A 20,359-nucleotide genomic window follows, 5' to 3' on the forward strand; every position below is an offset into this window, starting at 1 on the left:
GAGAGGTGAAGCGCTTCGCCCATGTATATGTAGCAAGCGCTTCCCATCCCCGCTGTAACCGCCCCACTGCGAACGGAGAACAGTCATGGCCCAAGCCGCAGCCGTGGCGAAACCGGCGGCCCTGCTGAGGCTTCATCGCCTACCCGGTGCTCAGCGTCTTCTACTACAGCCTGCGGAACTACAACCCGACCAAGCCGTGGCGGAACGGTTTCGCGGGCCCAGGCAACTTCACGCAGATCTTCGCCCACGACCCCCAGCTCCGGGACACGCTGACCTTCAGCGCCAAGTGGGTCGTGGCCGAGGTCGGCCTGCAGCTGCTGTTCGGTCTGGCGCTGGGCCGCGTCCTGGTCTTCTCCCTGTGGGCCGTCTCCGGCGTGCTGACCTCCGCGATCTGGTGCTGCTCTACAACTCCCAGACGGGCATCACCCGTTACCTCGCCGATGCGGGGATCGGGTCGTGCGGCACCAGCCGGCTCTCGGACACCTCGACCGTCTTCCCGGCGGCGGTCGTCGCCGATCTCTCGACGGGGCCGGCCGGCTCAAGCAGTTCTGGCACATCACCCTGCCCCATCTGAAGGACGCGATCGTCCTGTCCACGCTGCTGCGGGCGGTGTGGGAGTTCAACAACGTCGACCTGCTCTACACCCTGACGGGCGGCGGCCCGGCGGGGGAGACCACGACCCTGCCCCTCTACATCGCCAACACCAGTGTCTGCGCCCACAACTTGGGCTACGCCTCCGCCCTGACCACGGTGGCGTACCGGGGGCGTGGGCCGGGCTCGTGGTGCTCGGGGACGCGTTCTGCTGGATCGGCCTGGAGCGGGCGGCCGACGGGACGGTCCGGCTCGTGCACCGGTTCGCGGAGGCGGTCGCCGACGGGTGTGCCCTGCTGCACGCCCGAGAGACGGGCCCGGCTGCGGATCGAGGTCGGCGCCGGGGCGCGCTGCCGGTTCTCGTACGACGTCGTGGGACGGCCCGTGCCCGTCCGGGCCGGTCTTCACGGCCACCCCCTGGCGCTGGGTGGGCGCCCTGCTCGGCCTGTTCGCCGTCGCGCCCGAGGGACCGGGACACGCGGGGGCGGCCGGCTTCACCCGGTTCCGGATCACACCCCTGTGACGGTGTAAAACCCGGGGAGCATGATGATCGGCGCGACGACGAACTGATGTGTCCGCGACAATTGAACCTATCGATCGGATAACAGGCCTCGCACGCTGGGGTGTTATGCGCGTAGACATACTCCGACCTGGTACATCACTCTCATCCACCAGATCCGGAGAATCCATGCGGAAGTCCCACAGAGTCGTCGCCGCCGGTGCCGCCTGTGCGCTCGCCGGTGTCGCGCTGTACGGCGCGGGCGTGGCCACCGCCGGTCAGTCGACGGCGAACTCCACCCACGAGCCCTACAACATCGGGCAGTTGGTGAAGGACATCGACACCTACTACGGCACCCACGCCGACAGCAACGGCGTCTATCAGGCGTCCCCGGACAGCCCGTACGCCCAGGACCTGGCCGGCATCGACGCCGACGCCGAGCGCTACATCGACAAGGCGGCCCGCAAGGCGCACCGCCACGGCGAGAAGCCGGCCGTCATGTTCGACATCGACGACACGCTGCTGCTCAGCCTCGACTACGAGAAGCGCTACAACTACACGTACAACCCCGCCACGTGGAACGACTACGTGAACCGCGCCGACCGCCCGGCCGTCTTCGGCAGCCCCGAGCTGGTGCAGTACGCCGAGTCCAAGGGCGTCGAGGTCTTCTACAACTCCGGCCTGAGCGAGGCCCAGCGCGCCGCCGCGGTCGCGAACCTGAAGAAGGTCGGCGCCGATGTGAACCTCGACGCCGACCACATGTTCCTCAAGGACAAGGCCAACCCGCCCGCCTACCTGAGCGACTGCGCCACCCCGACCGCCTGGAACTGCACGACCGTGCAGTACAAGTCCGGGACGCGCAAGCACATCGAGGACGACCTGGGGTACGAGATCATCGCCAACTTCGGCGACCAGTACTCGGACCTCGACGGCGGCTACGCCGACCGCACGTACAAGCTGCCGAACCCGACGTACTTCGTCGGCTGAGCGTCAGCCGTACGTCCTGAGCAGCCGCTCGTACCCGGCTCCCGTCACCGGCAGCACCGTGCCGTGGCGGGGGCCGGCCGGAAGCGCGTGGTCCGTTCGGCTGTTTTCACGAGAGCGCGGCAAATCACCGGTCACCGAGTACATACGCCCCTCGGCGGCACCCGTGATCGTGTAGCTGTCGCCCTTCGCGTCGCGCCCGCCCCGCGCATGGTCGTACTGCCCCGCGAACATCCACTGCCCCGCGGGCACCGTACGGCCCACCTTGAGCCGCCACGTGTAGACGACGAGCCCGGCCTGCTCCTCGACCGTCTGCGTGAAGTCGCCCTCCGGCAGCGAGCGCCACGCCCCCGTCGAGGACACCCCACCGGTCTGTGCGACCTTCAACACCGCCGTGAGCGAGGAGAGTTGCTTCGACGTCTTCAGCGTGCACGTCCACCACCCCGGCGACGTCCGGGTTCTGGGTCTTCTCCTCGCCGTGCGACCAGAACACCGCGATCCGCCGGCGCTCGCGCACCGCGCTGCGGATCCGGGTGCGGGCCAGGTCGGCGACCACGCCCCGCGCGTACGCCACCGGGTGGTCGGCTGCGCGCACCCGGTCCCAGCGGTGCCACAGCGCGAGCAGCGCGTCCGCCGCCAGATCGTCGGCGGCGTCCGGCTCACCGGTCAACAGGGCGGCGAGGCGGGAGAGTTCGGCGTAGTGCCGGTCGAAGAAGGCATGGAACTCCACGGAGGCGGCGTCGTCGACGACTGTGCCCACGGGTGACCTCTTCTCGGTGCGGCTCGGTGAGTGACTGTACGGGGGGTCGAACAACGTATGGTCCACCGAACCAGATTCCGTAACACAGGGAAAACCTGAAACAGGTTGAACGGGGGAACAATCCAGCCAGCATCCGCAAGCCGATCATCAGATGACGAGGAGTGGGACCATGTCAGTGGACCGGTACTTCAGGATCTCCGAGCGGGGATCCACCCTCAGCCGGGAGATACGCGGCGGTTTCGCCACGTTCTTCACCATGGCCTACATCCTTGTCCTGAATCCGATCATCCTGGGCAGCGCCAAGGACAAGTTCGGGCACACACTCGACACCGGGCAACTCGTCACCGCCACCGCGCTGGTGGCGTGTGTGATGACCATCGTCATGGGGGTCGGCGGCAACCTCCCGCTCGCCATCGCCGCCGGCCTCGGCCTCAACGCCGTCGTCGCCTTCCAACTGGCCCCGCTGATGAGCTGGCCGGATGCGATGGGCCTGGTGGTCCTGGAGGGCCTGATCATCTGTCTGCTGGTCCTCACCGGACTGCGGGAGGCCATCATGAACGCGATCCCGCAGCAGCTGAAGCAGGCCATCGGCGTCGGCATCGGCCTGTTCATCGCCTTCATCGGCCTCGTGGACGCCGGGTTCGTCAGCCGCATCCCGGACGCCGCGCACACCACTGTGCCCGTGCAACTGGGCGCCGTGGGACGCCTGACCGGCTGGCCCGTGCTCGTGTTCTGCCTCGGTGTGCTGCTGACCATCGCCCTGCTCGCCCGGAAGGTGAAGGGCGCGATCCTCATCAGCATCGTCACGATGACCGTCGTCGCGATCATCGTCAACGCCGTCGCCGACATCAAGAGCTGGGGCCTGACCACGCCCAAGGTCCCCGACAAGATCGTGGCCGCACCGGACTTCGGGCTCATCGGTCACTTCAGCCTGTTCGGCGGCTTCGCCAAGGCCGGCGTCCTCACCGCCGTCCTGCTGGTCTTCACCCTGATCCTGTCCGACTTCTTCGACGCCATGGGCACGATCGTCGGCATCAGCGCGGAGGCCGGACTGCTGGACGAGAAGGGGCAGGTGCCCGGCATCGGCCGGGTGCTGTTCATCGACGGCGCCGCGGCCGCCGTCGGCGGCATCGGCTCCGCCTCCTCCAACACCGCCTACATCGAGTCCGCGGCCGGCGTCGGCGAGGGTGCCCGCACCGGCCTCGCCAACCTCGTCACCGGGGGCCTGTTCGGCCTCGCCCTCTTCCTCACCCCGCTGCTCACCATCGTCCCGCTCCAGGCGGCGGCGCCCGCGCTGATCGCGGTGGGCTTCCTGATGATGACCCACGTCAAGCACATCGACTGGGACCGGTACGAGATCGCCATCCCGGCGTTTCTCACCATCGCGGCGATGCCGTTCACGTACTCCATCACCGACGGGATCGGCGCGGGCTTCGTGTCCTACGTGGTGATCAAGTCGGTGCTGGGCCGGGCGAGAGAGGTCAACTGGCTGTTGTGGACCGTGTCGGCGCTGTTCCTCGTGTACTTCGCGATCGATCCGATCGAGCAGGTTCTCGGGGTGAAGTGAGGCACGCTCCTCACGGGGAGCCTCACTTCAACGCCGCCTGCATCATCGCCTTCGCCACCGGCGCCGCCAGACCGTTGCCGCTCACTTCCGACCGAGCCGCGTCCGACTGCTCCACCATCACGGCGACAGCCACTTCCTTGCCGTTGGTGTCGGACTTGGCGAAGGACGTGAACCAGGCGTACGGCGTCTTGCTGTTGTTCTCGCCGTGCTGGGCGGTGCCGGTCTTGCCGCCGACCGTGGCGCCGTCGATCAGGGCGTTCGTCCCGGTGCCGTCCTTGACCACCGTCTCCATCGCCGACTGGAGCTGCTCGGCGGTGGAGGAGCTGACGATCTGCTTGGTGTCCGCGCTGCCGTCGTAGTTCTGCAACACCTCACCGCCACTGTCGGTGATCTGCGACACCATATGCGGCGAGACCAGCTTGCCGCCGTTGGCTATGGCCGCGGACACCATGGCCATCTGCAGCGGGGTCGCGGTCACATCGAACTGGCCGATACCGGACAGCGCGGTCTGCGCCTGGTCCATGCCGGAGGGGTACCCGCTGGCGTAGGCCCGCACCGGCACGTCCTGCTTGTCGTCGTTGAAGCCGAACTTCTCGGCCATGGCCTTCACCTTGTCCTGGCCGAGCTGGACGGCCATGTGGCCGAAGACGTTGTTGCAGGAGTACTGCAGGGCGACGCGGATCGAGGCGTTCCTGCACGGCGCCGACTTGTTCTCGTTCTCCAGCACGTGCGTCGTGCCGGGCGGGGTGTACGGGGCGGGGCTGTCGGTCGGATCGTCCACGTTCTTGTACAGCCCGTCCTCCAATGCGGCCGCCGCCACGACCAGCTTGAACGTCGATCCCGGCGGCAGCGGCTGGCGCAGCGCGCGGTTGGTGAGCGGCTTGTCCTTGTCGGCGTTGAGCTGCTTCCAGGCGGTGCCGGCCGTGTTGGCGTCGGTGAGCGAGGCGGGGTCGTACGACGGCGTGGACACCGCCGCGAGGATCTTGCCGGTCTTCGGGTCGATCGCCACCGCGCCGCCCTTCGTGTCGCCGAGCGCGCGGTAGGCCGCCTTCTGCACGTCCGGGTCGAGCGTGGTGAGCACGTTGCCCGGGTCGGCGCGCTTGCCGGTGAGCGTGTCCAGCACGTTCTTCAGCCGGTTGTCCGTGCCGTTGAGCAGGTCCTTGTAGATACCCTCCAGCTGGGTGGGGGCATAGGCCTGCGAGGCGTAGCCCGTCACCGCCGCGTAGAGCCTGCCGTCCGTGTACGTCCGCTTGTATACGAGGTCGCTCCCCTTGGTCCGGGTGGAGCCGGTGATCGCGTTTCCGGCCACGATGATGTTCCCGAGCGGCCGCGAGTACGTCCGGATCGCGTTCCGCCGGTTGTCGTTGTCGTCCGCGAGGGCCTTGCCGTCGTAGAACTGCACCCAGGTCGCCCTGACCAGCAGAGCGAGCACGAGCAGCAGCGCGAAGACGGACGCCCGCCTGATCGTCTTGTTCATCCCGCTCCGAAGACGATCGAGAGGGGGACGATCGTTCCCGTACGCCCCGTTTTCTCATCCTGTGCTCAGGAAACCGGCCTCGTACGCGGCGATCACCGCCTGGGTGCGGTCCCGGGTGCCCGTCTTCGCCAGCACGGCCGCGACGTGCGACTTCACGGTGGCGGGGCCGACGTCCATGCGCCGGGCGATCTCGGCGTTGGTCAGTCCGGCGGCCAGGTGCCGCAGCACCTCGCTCTCACGTCCGGTGAGCTTGCTCACCCACGCCGGCGGTGCGGGCGCCGTACGGGCGTGCTCGGCCGCGAGGGCCCGGACGGCCGACGGGAACAGCAGGCTGTCGGTGCGCGCGACCAGCCGTACCGCCTGCACCAGGGCGTCGGCGTCCGCCCGCTTGAGCAGGAACCCACAAGCTCCGGCGCGCAGCGCGTCGTACACGTAGGAGTCGTTCTCGAAGGTGGTGACGACCACGACCCGGGGCGGCTCGTCGAGCGTGGCGAGGATCTGTTCGGTGGCCCGGATGCCGTCGATCTGAGGCATGCGGACGTCCATGAGGACGACATCGGGCCGCAGCTCCCGGACGACGGACACGGCCTCGGCACCGGTCGCCGCCTCACCGACCACCTCCACATCGGGCTCGACGGAGAGGATGGCACGCAGGGCGGTGCGGACCATGCGCTCGTCGTCGGCGAGGACGATCCGGATCGCGGACTGGGGCATACGAGTCCTTTCAGCGGTCACGCCGCGGTATCAGGCAGACTTCAACGGCAGTCGTACGGACAGGCGCCAGACGTCTCCCGACGGCCCCGCCTGAGCCGTGCCGCCGAGCAGCCGCACCCGGTCGGCGATGCCGCGCAGACCGTGGCCGCCGCCGGGGCGGGGAGCCGGGACGTCGCCCAGCGGGTTCTCGACGGTGATCTCCAGGTGCCCGGCGGCGGTGGCGATCCGGACGGCGACCGCCGTGCCGGCGTGCTTCAGCGCGTTGCTCAGGCCCTCCTGCACGATCCGGTACGCCTCGCGGGAGACCAGCGGCGGCAGTGCGGCGGGATCCGTGCCGACGGTGGCCGTCACGGGTTGCCCGGCGGCCCGGGTCCGGCGCAGCAGCCCGTCCAGGTCGGTCTCCAGGGTCGGCGCGGGCGCGGCGCCGGGCGCGTCGCCCTCCCGCAACACGCCCAGTACGGCGTCCAGTTCGCCAACCGTGCGCCGGGTGGTCTCCTCGATGGCGGCGAGCGCCTCGCGGACGAACTCCGGGTCGGTGTCGAGGAGCCGGCGGGCCGCGCTCGCCTGGAGGGTGACGGCGCTCAGGGCGTGGCCGACGGAGTCGTGCAGCTCACGGGCCAGCCGGTTGCGTACGGCGAGGTCGGCGGCGCGGGCCTCGGCGGCGGCCAGCCGGTCCTGAGGGGTGGGCCCGAGCAGCGCGGGCGCCCAGCGGGCCAGCAGGGCCCCGCAGCCGGCGGCGCACGCGGCGAGCGTGAGCAGCATGGCCAGGCCGGCGACCGGTGACAGCGCCAAAGCCCAGGGGGAGCCGATGAGTTCGGGAGCGAGCGGGGAGTGGCCCAGCCCGGCGAGCACGGGTAGGACGATCAATGTCGCCGCGAACGGCGGGAAGGCCAGCGACATCCCGGCGATGATTCCGCCGAGGCCGAGGTGCAGCGTGAACCAGATGGCCGTGCGGCCCCGTTCGGCCCGCGTCCGGGCCGGGCCGTGGGCCAGCAGGTCCGCGTCGATCCCGCACAGGGCTCGTACCGCCGCCGATTCCAGCGGCCGGGTCAGCGGGAACGGCGAGGTGACGGCGGCGATCGGCAACCCGACCGCGAACGAGTCCAGTTGGAGGGGCAGGGACCGGAAGACGTCGTCCACACCGGTGAGCAGGCCGACGATCACCGAGCCGACGAGGACATACGGCATGGCGAGCGCGCCGCCGAGGATCAGATGGATCCACCGGCGCCGCGCCCGGCCGCCGAACAGCGGCTGCAACGCTCCTGTCACCGCGGCGCCTTGACGGTCCGGTCCCTGAGGAAGCGGGCGATGACGCTCGCCACGAGGAAGCCGCTGACCATCTGCCCAGCGTAGGTGAGATCGGTCAGCGCTGTCGGCCTGTCACCCGACACCAGCACCGCCAGCCACACCCATCCGGCCCAGCAGGCCACCGCCCCGGAACCGGTCCAGGCCAGCGTCAGGGGTACGGCGACCGGCAGCCCGCGGCCCCTGCGGAAGGCGAGCTGCCAGGCACCGGTGACGGCCGCGGCGAGGAAGAGGACGTAGACGCACTGCATGGACCGATGGCCGCCGCGGTCCAGGTCCGCCGCCCCACAGGCGCACAACAGCCGCACCGTGCCCGGGAACAGCGCGACGAGAGCCGCCGTCACGGCCGTCCGCCGCTGTGCCTTCGCCGGCCTGCTCCCGGCCGGCAGTTCCCCGACCCGCCCCCGCCACAGATGCCCCCAGCGCTCACGGGCGTACCCGGCGAACAGCGTGCCCAGAGCCAGTCCCTGCACGATGAACCCGCTGTAGACCACGCTGAAGACCCAGTCGGCCAGGAAGGGTCTACCGTCGCTGCGGCCGCCTTCGCCGCCGTGCAGGACCAGTTGCAGGGGGAAGCCCACCATGATGGGCGCGAGGAGTCCCACGGCGAGCCACATCGGCACCGCGAGCAGCCAGGCGGGCACCCGCCGCCCCCACGGGCGTGTCAGCAGCAGCGCCAGCACGACCACGGTCGCGTCCATCAGCACGGTGAGGCCGTTGATGAGCGCCATGGTCAGCCGGTGCTCCAGCAGCGGACTGCCGTCCGGGATGCCGAGGTGACTCCCGGCGATCCAGGCGAGCTTGAGGGAGAGATACGGCAGGCAGGCGGCGATGGCGACGAGCCGGAGCGCGCGCCGCCGGGCGGAGACACCGGCGGGAACAGGGGCTGTTGAGATCGGCATGGCTCAACGCTTCCGCGCGGAGCGGGGAGTTCACCTCCTGCGGCCCGACGATCCGTCTCCGCCGCATGGGGGAGGCGCTCAGCCCTGCAGGACGAGCACGACCTCCTCGATCTCCTTCCCGCGTCCGTTCGCGTACCCCTGGGCCCGGGCCGTCTCGCGGAAGCCGCACTTCTCCAGCACGCGCAGCGACGCGGCGTTGTCGGCCGCCGCCCGCGCGTACAGCGGCCGTTCGGGCACCTCGGCGAGCAGGGCCCGCAGCGCGGCCGTCGCCACACCGCGGCCCCAGTGGGCGCGGTCGATCCAGTACGTCACCTCGCGCTCGCCGGCCACTCCGTAGACCGCCGCGTTACCGGCCACCTCGCCGTCGGCCAGGACCGTGCGCAGCACGTGGGCGGAGTCGCGCACGCGCTGCCAGTAGGCCGCGAAGGCCTCGTGGTCGTCCGGGTTCTCCGGGCCGAACGCGGCCATCCGGACGGCCTCCGGGTCGGTCATCTGCCGGTGGAACACGGGCAGGTCACTGTCCTCGACGGGCCGCAGCGCGATCTCCATGGGAGCCGACCCTACGACAGCGGGGCAGCGGGCACACGACCGCCCGCGCTCAGAGCCTGCGGGTCGCCAGCGTCAGCCGGTCGCGGGCGTCGAACAGCGCGTCCCTGATCATCTGCTCGTGGGCGGGGGTCAGCCGGGCCACCGGCACCGAGCAGCTGATGGCGTCCCGTGCCGGGGTGCGGTAGGGGATCGCCACGCCGAAGCAGCGCAGGCCGAGGGTGTTCTCCTCGCGGTCGACCGCGAAGCCCTGCTCCCGCACCTGGTGCAGCTCCTCGATGAGCTTCTCCCGGTCGGTGATGGTGTTCTCGGTGAGCGCGGGCAGCGTCTCCGGCAGCAGCTTGCGCACCTGTTCGTCGGTGTACGTGGCGAGGATCGCCTTGCCGAGGGAGGTGGAGTGGGCCGGCAGCCGGCGTCCGACCCGGGTGAAGGGGCGCAGATAGTGCTGGGACTGGCGGGTGGCCAGATAGACGACGTTGGTGCCGTCGAGCCGCGCCAGGTGGATGGTCTCCGTGGTGTCGTCGGAGAGCCGGTCCAGGGTCGGCCGGGCGGCGGCCACCACCTCGTCGCCGTCGATGTACGACGTGCCGACCAGCAGCGCCCGCACCCCGATGCCGTAGCGCGTGCCCGTCGCGTCGGTCTCCACCCAGCCCAGCTCCACGAGTGTGCGCAGCAGCATGTACAGGCTGGACTTGGGGTAACCCACGGCCTCCTGCACGGCCGCGAGGGAGTGCATGCCGGGCTTGCCGGCGAAGTACTCGAGCAATTCAACGGTCCGCACCGCGGACTTGACCTGGGCCCCGCCTGTCTCGCCAGCCGACATCGCCCTTGACCCCTTCAATCGCCGGGAAATAGTCTCCGAGCAGCACATTCATCATCAGAGACAGTGTTCAGTATATCGAACGCGGCTGATGGGTGACCCTAGTTCTTGCGGCCTTACTGGAGGGACCCGCGGTGGCAGCAGCACCAGTCTGGAGTGTCGACCCGCGTACCGGGAAGCAGCGTGAACAGGTTGCGGTGGAGGCCACAGCCCAGGAGGTGGACACGGCGGTCCGCGCGGCCCACGCCGCGCGCGGCGCCCTCGCCGACCGTGCGGTGCGCTCCGCCTTCCTGCGCTCGGCCGCCGCGGGTCTGGACGCGGCCAGGGACGGCCTGGTCGAGACCGCCGACGCCGAGACCGCGCTCGGCCCGGTCCGGCTGACCGGTGAACTCGCCCGCACCAGCTACCAGCTGCGGGCCTTCGCCGACATCGTCGACGAGGGCGCCTTCCTCGACGTCGTCATCAACCACCCCGACGACACGGCGACCCCACCCGTCCCGGACCTGCGCCGCTACAAGGTGCCGCTCGGTGTCGTCGCCGTCTACTCCGCTTCCAACTTCCCCTTCGCCTTCTCCGTCGCCGGCGGCGACACCGCGAGCGCGCTCGCCGCGGGCTGCCCGGTCGTGGTCAAGGCCCACCCCGACCATCCGGCCCTGTCCGAGCTGGTCGCCAAGGTGCTGCGCCGGGCCGCCGCCGAGCACGGCATCCCCGAGGGTGTCATCGGCCTGGTGCACGGCTTCGAGGCGGGCGTCGAACTGATCAAGCACCCTCTGGTCGCCGCGGCGGGCTTCACCGGTTCGGTACGGGGCGGACGCGCCCTCTTCGACGCGTCCGCCGCCCGGCCCGTGCCGATCCCGTTCCACGGTGAGCTGGGCTCGCTGAACCCGGTCCTGGTGACCGAGGCCGCCACGGCCGAGCGCGCCGAGGAGATCGGCACCGGGCTCGCCGGGTCGATGACGCTGGGGGTCGGGCAGTTCTGCGTCAAGCCCGGCCTGGTGCTCGTGCCGTCCGGCGCGGCGGGCGACGGCCTGGTCAAGGCCCTGACGGCAGCGGTGAGCAACACCGAGGCCGGCGTGCTGCTCGACCACCGGATGCGGGACAACTTCATCGCCGGGGTGGCCGAGCGCGCCCAGCTCCCCGAGGTGGACTCCCCGGTCACCCCGGGCGCGGGCGGCGAGCACACGGTCAGCGCCGGGTTCCTCACGGTGCCGGCGAGCAGGCTGGCCGAGGAGGGGGCCTACGACCGGCTCCTGGAGGAGTGCTTCGGGCCGGTCACCGTGGTGGTCCGCTACGAGGACGAGGGGGAGGCGGCGGCGGTGCTGTCCCGGCTGCCGGGCAACCTGACGGCGACGGTGCAGCTGTCCGCCGAGGAGGCTGCCGGTCAGGGGCGGGGTGCGGAGCTCCTCGCCGAGCTGACCCCGCTGGCGGGGCGCGTGGTGGTCAACGCATGGCCGACGGGGGTCGCGGTGGCGCCGGCCCAGCATCACGGCGGGCCCTACCCCGCGACGACCTCCACCTCCACCTCCGTGGGCGGTACGGCCATCGAGCGGTGGCTGCGGCCGGTCGCCTACCAGAACGCGCCGTCGGCCCTGCTGCCCGCCGAGTTGCGGGACGAGAACCCGCTGGGGCTTCCCCGGCGGTTCAACGGGGTCCTGGAGCGCTAGGCCCTGTCGTCAAACTCCCTCCCCCAGCCTTCGGCCGGGCGGTGCCCCCAGCCCCGCGACGCCATGCACGCTCCCCCAAAGGGGGCACCCCCACTCGCCGCACCGGACCCGGGCCCAAGTACGCCCAGTACGAGGGCCAGGGCCCGGCACTCCCCCAGCCTTCGGCCGGGGGGACCCCCAGAGCACGCACCTGACGCCGCGAGGTTCGCCCTCCGGGCGGACGGCGGGAGTTTGACGACAGGACCTAGCGCGGACCCGGGCCTTCGAACCTTGCGTCGGGACGCCTGAGACAATCGGACCATGGACGTGGAACTCCCCGAACTCCCCTTCCTCCTGCGCACATACGGCCCCGACGGGCACTGGTCGTACGAGGACGGCGTGCTCACCGGCTGGGCCGGCCCCCGGCAGGACCGGTTCGTCACCCCCACCGGGGAAGGCCTGGACCCCGCCTCCGACGCGCCCCGGCTGCTGGGTGCACCGGAAGGCGACTTCCAGTTGATCGCGCGGGTCACGGTCGGGTTCAACGCGTCCTTCGACGCGGGCGTGCTCTACGTCCATGTGGGCGAACGGGCCTGGGCCAAGCTCTGCCTGGAGTACTCCCCGGACGTGCCCACCGTCTGCACGGTGGTCACCCGGGGACACTCGGACGACGCCAACTCCTTCACCGTGGAAGGGAGTTCGGTGTGGCTGCGGGTCAGCAGGACCGGGCGGGCCTTCGCCTTCCACGCCTCCCGGGACGGCGCGCACTGGACCTTCGTCCGGCTCTTCACCCTCGGCGACGAGAAGGAGACCGGTGACGCGCTGGTCGGCTTCATGACCCAGTCGCCGCTGGGGGAGGGCTGCGTGGTGACGTACGACCACCTGGAGTTCAGGAACTCCTGGCCGAGCGACCTGCGAGACGGCACCTGAACGGCCCGCTCACGTGCGGTGGGTCTCGGAACCGGGCAGCGGACGGCCGCGTCCTGTACTGCATGATCAGTGACCGTGTGACAGGGACCCGCGTCATCCGTACCGCTCTGCCCGCCGAGGCGGAGAAGATCGCCGCGCTGCACCACCGGGCCCGCGCGACGTACTACCCGGACGGCCTCCCGGACGACGGCATCGACTGGACCGCCGCCTGGCGCGGCGCCGTCGAGCGGCCCGACGGTCATGTGCTGTGCGTGGTGGAAGACGGAGCGATCATCGGCATCGCCTCCTTCCGCACCCCGGACGGGGCCCCCGCGGACACGGTCAAGCTGTTCCAGTTCCATGTCGACCCCGAGCACTGGCGCTCCGGCATCGGTACGGCCCTGCACGCGGCCTGCGTGGAGGAGTGGCAGGCGGACGGCAGGCGCACGGCCGTACTCGACGTGCACGCCGACAACCGGCGCGCCCAGGCCTTCTACGCCCGCCAGGGCTGGGTCCCGGACCCGGAGAACCCGCCGGCCGAGGGCGACCACCACCTCTTCCTGCGCCTCTCCGTGCCCCGGGAATGAACCGGGCGTGCCCCGGGAATGAACCGCGCTGCTTGAACGTTCACGTACCGGCGGGAGAGAGCCTCCGCGCCCGTACGACCTGGAGAGAGCCGAAGACATGCGCGTCGAGATCTGGAGCGACATCGCCTGCCCCTGGTGCTATGTGGGCAAGGCCCGCTTCGAGAAGGCGCTCGCTGCCTTCCCGCACCGCGAGGACGTCGAGGTCGTACACCGTTCCTTCGAGCTGGACCCGGGCCGCGCCAAGGGCGACGTCCAGCCGGTGATCACCATGCTGACCAGGAAGTACGGCATGAGCGAGGCGCAGGCCCAGGCGGGCGAGGACAACCTCGGCGCCCAGGCCGCGGCCGAGGGCCTGGACTACCGCACCCGGGGCCGCGACCACGGCAACACCTTCGACATGCACCGTCTGCTGCACTTCGCCAAGGAGCAGGGCAGGCAGGACGAGCTGATCCAGATCCTCTACCGGGCGAACTTCGCCGAGGAGCGCTCCGTCTTCACCGAGGGCGACGAGCGGCTCGTCGAGCTGGCCGTGGAGTCCGGTCTCGACGCCGAGGCCGTCCGCGAGGTGCTCGCCGACCCGTCCCGCTACGCCGGCGAGGTCCGTGCCGACGAGCGCGAGGCCGCCGAGCTCGGCGCGACCGGCGTGCCCTTCTTCGTCCTGGACCGGAAGTACGGCGTCTCCGGCGCCCAGCCCGCCGAGGTCTTCACCCAGGCGCTCAGCCAGGCCTGGGGCGAGCGCTCCCCGCTGAAGCTGGTCGAGCAGGGAGACCAGGCGGACGGGGCAGCCTGTGGGCCGGACGGGTGCGCGGTGCCGCAGCAGGGCTGAAACCGCAGGTCGGGGCGGACGTATAAGAAGTCCTGAGGGGATCCACGCAAAAATTCGCAATGGACGGGGACTTCACGGGGCCACAGAGTGGACCCATGAAGAACAGGGAGACGTTCGACAGCCTCGTCCGCGCCGAGTTCGCCCCCAAGAACACCTACCTGAACACCGCGAGCAGCGGCCTGCTCCCGGCCCGCACGGTCGCCGCGCTGCACGAGGCGGTGGCCATCCGGGCCGAGGGCCGGCCGCTGGATCCGCTGTTCGACGACGTCGAGGTCGCCCGGGCCGCGTTCGCCCGGCTGGCCGCAGTGCCGGTCACCCGGGTGGCGGCGGGCCCTTCGGTCTCCGCCCAGACCGGCCTGATCGCCGCCTCGCTGCCCGCGGGCGCAGAAGTGCTCACCGCCGAGGACGACTTCACCTCCGTGCTGAACCCGTTCCACGCGCGCGGCGACCTCAAGGTGCGCGCGGTGCCGCTGGAACGGCTCGCCGAGTCGGTCCGTCCGGGCACCGTCCTGGTCGCGGTCAGCGCCGCCCAGTCCGCCGACGGCCGGATCGCCGACCTGCCCGCCCTGCGCGAGGCGGCCCGGGCCCACGGTGCGCGCACCTACGTCGACTTCTCCCAGGCCGCCGGCTGGCTGTCGATGGACGCCGACGCCCACGACTTCACCGTCGCGACGACCTTCAAGTGGCTGCTGGGCCCGCACGGGGCGGCCTTCCTCGTCGTCCCCGAGGACTTCGGCGGGCTGTCCCCGCTGCTGGCGGGCTGGGTCGCGGCCGAGGAACCGTGGAACAGCTGCTACGGCCCGGTGACCGAACTGGCCCACTCCGCACGGCGCTTCGACGTCAGCCCGGCCCTGTTCACCTACACCGGGGTGGCGCGGTCGCTGGCCCTGATCGAGGAGCTGGGTGTGGCCGCCGTGCAGGCGCATGACCTGGCGCTGGCCGACCGGTTCCGCACCGGACTCGCCTCGCTCGGCCACGAACCGCTGGCCGCCCCGGGGTCGGCCATCGTCTCCGTGCCCGGACTGGGCGCCCGCCAGCCGGAGTTGAGCCGCGCGGGCATCGAGGTCTCCAACCGCGCCGGCAATCTGCGGGCGTCCTTCCACCTCTACAACACGGAAGCGGACGTGGACCGCCTGCTGGACGTGCTGTCCGGCTGACGGCATGACCGGGCCGGAGCCCCCCGTCCCACACGAGGAGGCCCCGGCCCGGAGCCGTACGTCCGGCGACTACTTCACCGGCGTGAAGTCCCGCGCCCCGATGCTGCATTCTCCGGGGGACGACCCCCGGACCCCCGGCCGATCTCCGCTCACCGGACGGGAGTGAAATCCCTTGCTCCGATGCTGCATTCTCCGGGGGACGACCCCCGGACCTCCGGCCGATCTCCGCTCACCGGACGGGAGTGAAATCCCTTGCTCCGATGCTGCATTCTCCGGGGGGCAACCCCCGGACCCCCGGCCGATCTCCGCTCACCGGACGGGAGTGAAATCCCTTGCTCCGATGAACGTGGGCCGGCGCACCGGTGCCGCGAAGGGCTCGACGGCCGCGTTGTCCACGCTGTTGAACACGATGAACACGTTGCTGCGCGGGAACGGGGTGATGTTGTCGCCCGAGCCGTGCATGCAGTTGCAGTCGAACCAGGTCGCCGAGCCGGCCTTGCCGGTGAACAGCCGGATGCCGTGCTCGCCGGCCAGCGCGGTCAGCGCCTCGTCCGAGGGCGTGCCCGCGTCCTGCATCTGCAGCGACTTCTTGTAGTTGTCCTCGGGAGTGGCGCCGGCGCAGCCCAGGAACGTCCGGTGCGAGCCCGGCATGATCATCAGGCCGCCGTTGGTGTCGAAGTTCTCGGTCAGCGCGATCGAGACGGACACCGTGCGCATGTTCGGCAGACCGTCCTCGGCGTGCCAGGTCTCGAAGTCCGAGTGCCAGTAGAAGCCGCTCGCGCCGAAGCCGGGCTTGACGTTGATCCGGGACTGGTGGACGTACACGTCCGAGCCGAGGATCTGCCGGGCTCGCCCGACCACGCGCGGGTCGCGCACCAGGTTCGCGAACACCTCGCTGATCTTGTGCACCTCGAAGACCGAGCGGATCTCCTTGGACTTCGGCTCCACGATGGACCGCTCGTCGGCGCGGATCGCCGGGTCGGTGACCAGCCGGTCCAGCTCGCGCTTGTAGACCTCGACCTCGTCCGGGGTGATCAGCTGGTCGATGGCGAGGAAGCCGTCACGCTCGTACCCCTGCAGCTCGGCCGCGGTGATCGGGCCGGGGGTGTCCGGGGAGCCCCAGACGACCGGGTCCTGACGCGGGACGGTCACCTCGGTGGCGCCACGGGTCGGGTAGAGATCCTTCACGGGGGCAGTGGTCATGGGTTCTCACACCTCCTCGGGCTCGGTGAGCAGCGGGTAGACGCCGTTCTCGTCGTGGTCCTCCCGTCCGGTCACCGGCGGATTGAACACGCAGATGCAGTGGAAGTCCTCCTTGACGCGCAGCGTGTGCCGCTCGTGCCCGTCGAGGAGGTACATGGTGCCGGGCGTGATGGTGTACGTCGTCCCGGCCTCGTGGTCGGTGAGTTCGGCCTCGCCCCGGGTGCAGACGACGGCCTCGATGTGGTTGGCGTACCACATCGACGTCTCGGTGCCGGCGTACAGAATGGTCTCGTGCAGGGAGAAGCCGACCCGCTCCTTTGCGAGGACGATCCGCTTGCTCTCCCAGGTGCCGGACTTCGACTTGACGTGCCGGTCGGTGCCTTCGATGTCCTTGAACGATCGGACGATCACGGTGATGTTCTCTCTCGGTTGATCAGAGGGTGGGTCAGACGGTCTCGCGGACGGCGCGGGCCAGGATGCTCAGCCCCTCGTCCAGTTCGTCGGGGGTGATGGTGAGGGCGGGCAGCAGCTTGACGACCTCGCCCTGCGGGCCGGACGTCTCGATGAGCAGCCCGAGCTCGAAGGCCCGCCGCGCGATCCGCGAGGCCCGGTCCTTGTCGTGGAACTCCATGCCCCACACCAGCCCGCGCCCGCGGTACTCCTTCACGTCGGCGAGGTTCTCCTCGGTGATGGCGATCAGTGCCTGCTCGACCTGCTCGCCACGGGCGCGGGTCTGCTTCTCCATGGCCGAGCCGTCGGTCCAGTACGCCTCCAGCGCCGCGGTGGCGGTGACGAAAGCGGGGTTGTTGCCCCGGAAGGTGCCGTTGTGCTCGCCCGGCTCCCAGACGTCCAGCTCCGGCTTGAACAGGCACAGCGACATCGGCAGCCCGTAGCCGCTGATGGACTTGGAGACGGTGACGATGTCGGGCGTGATGCCCGCCTCCTCGAACGAGAAGAAGGCACCAGTCCGCCCGCACCCCATCTGGATGTCGTCGACGATCAGCAGCATGTCCTGCCGCTCGCACAACTCCTTCAGCGCGCGCAGCCATTCGGGCCGGGCCACATTGATGCCGCCCTCGCCCTGCACGGTCTCCACGATCACCGCGGCAGGCTTGTTGAGCCCGGAGCCCTGGTCCTCCAGCAGCCGCTCGAACCACAGGAAGTCCGGGACCGTGCCGTCGAAGTAGTTGTCGAACGGCATCGGCGTGCCGTGCACCAGCGGAATGCCCGCGCCGGCCCGCTTGAAGGCGTTGCCGGTGACCGCGAGCGAGCCCAGCGACATCCCGTGGAAGGCGTTGGTGAACGACACGATCGCCTCGCGCGACTTCACCTTGCGGGCCAGCTTCAGCGCCGACTCCACGGCGTTGGTGCCGGTCGGCCCCGGGAACATGACCTTGTACGGCAGATCGCGCGGGCGCAGCACCAGATCCTGGAAGGTCTGCAGGAAGGACCGCTTGGCCGTGGTCGACATGTCCAGCCCGTGGGTCACCCCGTCCCGGGACAGATAGTCGATCAACGCCCGTTTGAGCACGGGGTTGTTGTGGCCGTAGTTGAGTGAGCCGGCACCGGCGAAGAAGTCGAGGTAGGCATGACCGTCCTCGTCGAACATCCGGCTGCCCTGCGCGCGGTCGAAGACCGTGGGCCAGCCGCGGCAGTAGCTGCGCACCTCGGACTCGAGTGTCTCGAAGACGCTGAGGTCGGGCTGGGTGATGGTCACGGTGAATCGCTCCTCAGTGGGCGGTGATGTCGGTCAACGGGCCGATGCGATAGAGGACTTCGGGGTCGTGCGGGCCGTCCGGGAAAAGCTCGGCGGGGAACAGCACCGCACGCTCCAGGCGCGCGCCGTGCCGGGCGGCGAACGAGGTGAACAGCCGCTCCGAGGCGGTGTTGCCCGGGGTGATGGTGGTCTCCACGTCGGTGACGCCGCGCTCGGCGACCAGGCGCGTCGTCAGCCCGTCCAGCAGTGCGGCCGCGATGCCGAGGCCCCGGTGGCCGGAGTCGACGGCCACCTGCCAGACGAGCAGGGTGCGGGGGTGCTCCGGCCGCACATAGCCGGTGACGAAACCGACCGGTTCCCCGTCCGCACCGCGCGCCACCGCCGAGGTGCCGGCGAAGTCCCGGCACCACAGCAGATAGCTGTACGAGGAGTTCAGGTCGAGGGTTTTCGAGTCCTTGGCGAGACGCCAGAGCGCGGCTCCGTCAGTCACCGCCGGCTGGTCGATGAGCAGGTCTGCGGGTGCGGCAGTCATGCGGCACGAATTTAGCGAGGTGAATTAGGAAATGCACGGGCGTGGTTGCTGGGCCGCAGCGAGGGCATGGCGAAATGCCGGAATTGACCCGCATCAAATCGGGACAAAGTTACCGCACTGTGGAGTGTGTCACATGGTGGAAACCGTCAAAAAATCGCTGGGAAACTTCCCTGTTTAGTCTTGCAAAAAGCGGGCAGAAGAAGACGGGAAGCTGCCACCCGGAAAAGTGGCGGGAATTGTGAAACTAAATTGAATTCAGGCTCCGGTGACCCCGTCGATTCGTTCACGCAGAATGTCGGCATGCCCGTTGTGCCGGGCGTACTCCTCGATGAGGTGGATCAGCACCCAGCGCACACTGACCTCGACGCCCGTCATCGGCTCGTCGACGATCCGCCCGGTGTCCGCCAGGTCCCGCCCGGCGAGCAGCTCCCGGCCGCGCGCGATCTCCCGCCGCCACACGCCCAGGACCGCCTCCAGCCCCCGCCCCGGATCGAGGGCGTACCCCGTCTCCTCCTCGAACACCGGCGGCACGTCCAGCCCGGCCAGCACCCGCTGGAACCAGTTCCGTTCGACTTCGGCGAGGTGCTGCACGAGCCCGAGCAGCGTCAACGACGAAGGCTCGGCGGAGGCCTGCCGCACCTGCGCGTCGTCCAGCCCCCGGCACTTCAGCTCCAGCGTGGCCCGGTGAAAGTCCAGCCAGCCCTCCAGCATGGCGCGCTCGGACCCGGTCATCGGGGGGACGGGCCGGCCGTCGGGGAGGGTGTGCGGGGTCTGGGGCGTGGTCATACGGGGAGGATGGCACGGGCCACTGACATCGACGTGGGGGAGCGACACGCAGGGGGCCGGAGCTCCCAGGGCCCGGCGTCAGGCTCCGAGCGCCGTCCCGAGCGCCGCCAGGCACCTCTGCACCGTCTCCGGCGAGGCATCCGCACCGTAGTGGTCGACCCGGATCATCTCCTCGGGCAGCGCCCCACCGCCGGCGGCGACCGGCAGTGTCGGGTCGTCGGCCAGGGCGTGCGTCACCAACTCCGCGGCGAGCATGCCCGACGGCACCCGAAGCGTGGTGGCCACCGGCGCCGCGTCCTTCTCCTCGTACACATACGGCTCAAGGCCCCCGCCCAGGGCCACCGCACCGGCCCGCGTGGCCGGCGCGACGCTCCGGTGCCGGTCCATCACCCCGTCGAGCCCCACCGACTCGATCCGCTCCAGGCATGCCTCCAGCGTCGGCATCTCCAACTGCGCCGGAGCGTGCGGCAGCACCTTGCGGCCCGCGTCGGTCCAGCGCTCCTTCCGGTCCAGCAGGGACAGACAGGAGCGCCGCGGCGCGTCCGGCAGCACCGGCTCCGCGCCCGCGATGGCGACCGCGTCCAGGTAGAACAGCGCGCCCTGCGCCCGCATCGCCTCGCCGATCTCCGCGACCGGATCGGTGTTCCCGCTCGCCGCCTCCGCGTGCGCCAGCGACACGAAGCCGATCTCCGGGTGCACGGCGAATGCCCCCCGGATCCGGCCTGCGGTGACCGCCGTGTGGAAGGGAACGGAGAGGTCGTACACCGCCAGCGGGGGCAACTCCACCGATCTTAGGTCCAACCACCCCCTGACCATCGGTTTGGTTTGAGAGAC

General features: G+C 70.4%; 19 protein-coding genes and 4 pseudogenes. 9 read left to right on the plus strand and 14 right to left on the minus strand.

Annotated features, from left to right (window positions below; all coding sequences use genetic code 11):
* Window positions 1-128: 128 nt before the first annotated feature.
* From ACZ5NH_RS21160 to ACZ5NH_RS21170, 3 genes and pseudogenes are all read left to right on the plus strand, one after another.
* Window positions 129-759 (plus strand): annotated as a pseudogene (locus tag ACZ5NH_RS21160) (carbohydrate ABC transporter permease); the annotation flags it as partial.
* A pseudogene (locus tag ACZ5NH_RS21165) lies at window positions 753-1,114 on the plus strand (beta-xylosidase family glycoside hydrolase); the annotation flags it as partial. The pseudogenes ACZ5NH_RS21160 and ACZ5NH_RS21165, both read left to right, overlap by 7 nt.
* A gap of 165 nt (window positions 1,115-1,279) precedes the next feature.
* Window positions 1,280-2,077, plus strand: coding sequence for an HAD family acid phosphatase (locus ACZ5NH_RS21170; RefSeq protein WP_388634960.1), 798 nt, complete (start codon window positions 1,280-1,282; stop codon window positions 2,075-2,077).
* A gap of 3 nt (window positions 2,078-2,080) precedes the next feature.
* Here the strand turns inward: ACZ5NH_RS21170 and ACZ5NH_RS21175 are convergent, their stop codons facing one another.
* Window positions 2,081-2,464: a hypothetical protein gene (locus tag ACZ5NH_RS21175; protein ID WP_468777414.1), complete on the minus strand. Its 384-nt coding sequence runs from the start codon at window positions 2,462-2,464 to the stop codon at window positions 2,081-2,083.
* A gap of 40 nt (window positions 2,465-2,504) precedes the next feature.
* Window positions 2,505-2,834, minus strand: a pseudogene (locus ACZ5NH_RS21180) (sigma factor); the annotation flags it as partial.
* 169 nt (window positions 2,835-3,003) lie between these two features.
* Here ACZ5NH_RS21180 and ACZ5NH_RS21185 point away from each other — a divergent pair.
* Complete coding sequence (locus ACZ5NH_RS21185) at window positions 3,004-4,401, plus strand: NCS2 family permease (protein ID WP_468777278.1); 1,398 nt, start codon at window positions 3,004-3,006, stop codon at window positions 4,399-4,401.
* A 22-nt stretch (window positions 4,402-4,423) separates the two neighbouring features.
* Here ACZ5NH_RS21185 and ACZ5NH_RS21190 read toward each other — a convergent pair whose 3' ends face one another.
* From ACZ5NH_RS21190 to ACZ5NH_RS21215, 6 genes are all read right to left on the minus strand, one after another.
* Complete coding sequence (locus tag ACZ5NH_RS21190) at window positions 4,424-5,878, minus strand: peptidoglycan D,D-transpeptidase FtsI family protein (RefSeq protein WP_468777280.1); 1,455 nt, start codon at window positions 5,876-5,878, stop codon at window positions 4,424-4,426.
* Between the two features lie 54 nt (window positions 5,879-5,932).
* Window positions 5,933-6,592, minus strand: coding sequence for a response regulator transcription factor (locus tag ACZ5NH_RS21195; RefSeq protein WP_388634950.1), 660 nt, complete (start codon window positions 6,590-6,592; stop codon window positions 5,933-5,935).
* 30 nt (window positions 6,593-6,622) lie between these two features.
* Window positions 6,623-7,861, minus strand: a complete 1,239-nt coding sequence (locus tag ACZ5NH_RS21200; protein ID WP_468777282.1) for a sensor histidine kinase — start codon at window positions 7,859-7,861, stop codon at window positions 6,623-6,625.
* On the minus strand, window positions 7,858-8,799 hold the full coding sequence (locus tag ACZ5NH_RS21205) for a hypothetical protein (protein ID WP_468777284.1): 942 nt from the start codon (window positions 8,797-8,799) through the stop codon (window positions 7,858-7,860). The genes ACZ5NH_RS21200 and ACZ5NH_RS21205 overlap by 4 nt, the downstream gene beginning before the upstream one ends.
* Before the next feature lie 78 nt (window positions 8,800-8,877).
* Complete coding sequence (locus ACZ5NH_RS21210; protein WP_468777286.1) at window positions 8,878-9,348, minus strand: GNAT family N-acetyltransferase; 471 nt, start codon at window positions 9,346-9,348, stop codon at window positions 8,878-8,880.
* Between the two features lie 49 nt (window positions 9,349-9,397).
* Complete coding sequence (locus tag ACZ5NH_RS21215; RefSeq protein ID WP_365722126.1) at window positions 9,398-10,168, minus strand: IclR family transcriptional regulator; 771 nt, start codon at window positions 10,166-10,168, stop codon at window positions 9,398-9,400.
* Window positions 10,169-10,299: 131 nt separating this feature from the next.
* On the opposite strand from ACZ5NH_RS21215, the gene ACZ5NH_RS21220 reads away from it, so the two are divergent.
* The 5 genes from ACZ5NH_RS21220 (at window position 10,300) to ACZ5NH_RS21240 (ending at window position 15,287) form a co-directional block, all read left to right on the plus strand.
* Window positions 10,300-11,829 carry an aldehyde dehydrogenase (NADP(+)) gene (locus tag ACZ5NH_RS21220; protein WP_468777288.1) on the plus strand — a complete coding sequence of 510 codons (1,530 nt, stop codon included), beginning with the start codon at window positions 10,300-10,302 and terminating at the stop codon, window positions 11,827-11,829.
* Window positions 11,830-12,129: 300 nt separating this feature from the next.
* Window positions 12,130-12,738: a DUF1349 domain-containing protein gene (locus ACZ5NH_RS21225; protein WP_468777290.1), complete on the plus strand. Its 609-nt coding sequence runs from the start codon at window positions 12,130-12,132 to the stop codon at window positions 12,736-12,738.
* Between the two features lie 62 nt (window positions 12,739-12,800).
* Complete coding sequence (locus tag ACZ5NH_RS21230; protein ID WP_468777291.1) at window positions 12,801-13,304, plus strand: GNAT family N-acetyltransferase; 504 nt, start codon at window positions 12,801-12,803, stop codon at window positions 13,302-13,304.
* Between the two features lie 97 nt (window positions 13,305-13,401).
* Window positions 13,402-14,130, plus strand: coding sequence for a DsbA family oxidoreductase (locus ACZ5NH_RS21235; RefSeq protein WP_468777292.1), 729 nt, complete (start codon window positions 13,402-13,404; stop codon window positions 14,128-14,130).
* Window positions 14,131-14,225: 95 nt separating this feature from the next.
* Window positions 14,226-15,287: an aminotransferase class V-fold PLP-dependent enzyme gene (locus ACZ5NH_RS21240; RefSeq protein ID WP_468777293.1), complete on the plus strand. Its 1,062-nt coding sequence runs from the start codon at window positions 14,226-14,228 to the stop codon at window positions 15,285-15,287.
* A gap of 309 nt (window positions 15,288-15,596) precedes the next feature.
* On the opposite strand, the gene thpD is transcribed toward ACZ5NH_RS21240, so the two are convergent.
* From thpD to ACZ5NH_RS21270, 6 genes and pseudogenes are all read right to left on the minus strand, one after another.
* Window positions 15,597-16,490, minus strand: coding sequence for an ectoine hydroxylase (gene thpD, locus ACZ5NH_RS21245; RefSeq protein WP_468777294.1), 894 nt, complete (start codon window positions 16,488-16,490; stop codon window positions 15,597-15,599).
* 6 nt (window positions 16,491-16,496) lie between these two features.
* Complete coding sequence (locus ACZ5NH_RS21250) at window positions 16,497-16,901, minus strand: ectoine synthase (RefSeq protein WP_388634930.1); 405 nt, start codon at window positions 16,899-16,901, stop codon at window positions 16,497-16,499.
* A gap of 34 nt (window positions 16,902-16,935) precedes the next feature.
* A complete protein-coding gene (gene ectB, locus ACZ5NH_RS21255; RefSeq protein WP_451552291.1) occupies window positions 16,936-18,207 on the minus strand; it encodes a diaminobutyrate--2-oxoglutarate transaminase in 1,272 nt (423 codons plus the stop codon).
* Window positions 18,208-18,220: 13 nt separating this feature from the next.
* Window positions 18,221-18,739 (minus strand): diaminobutyrate acetyltransferase, encoded by a 519-nt coding sequence (ectA, locus tag ACZ5NH_RS21260; RefSeq protein ID WP_468777296.1) that lies wholly within the window; start codon window positions 18,737-18,739, stop codon window positions 18,221-18,223.
* Window positions 18,740-18,994: 255 nt separating this feature from the next.
* The gene (locus ACZ5NH_RS21265; protein ID WP_468777298.1) at window positions 18,995-19,525 is read right to left on the minus strand and encodes a DinB family protein; all 531 of its coding nucleotides are present in this window, start codon (window positions 19,523-19,525) and stop codon (window positions 18,995-18,997) included.
* A 78-nt stretch (window positions 19,526-19,603) separates the two neighbouring features.
* Window positions 19,604-20,290, minus strand: a pseudogene (locus tag ACZ5NH_RS21270) (aminotransferase class V-fold PLP-dependent enzyme); the annotation flags it as partial.
* Window positions 20,291-20,359 lie beyond the last annotated feature (69 nt).

Source organism: Streptomyces sp. NPDC031426 (assembly GCF_055581585.1).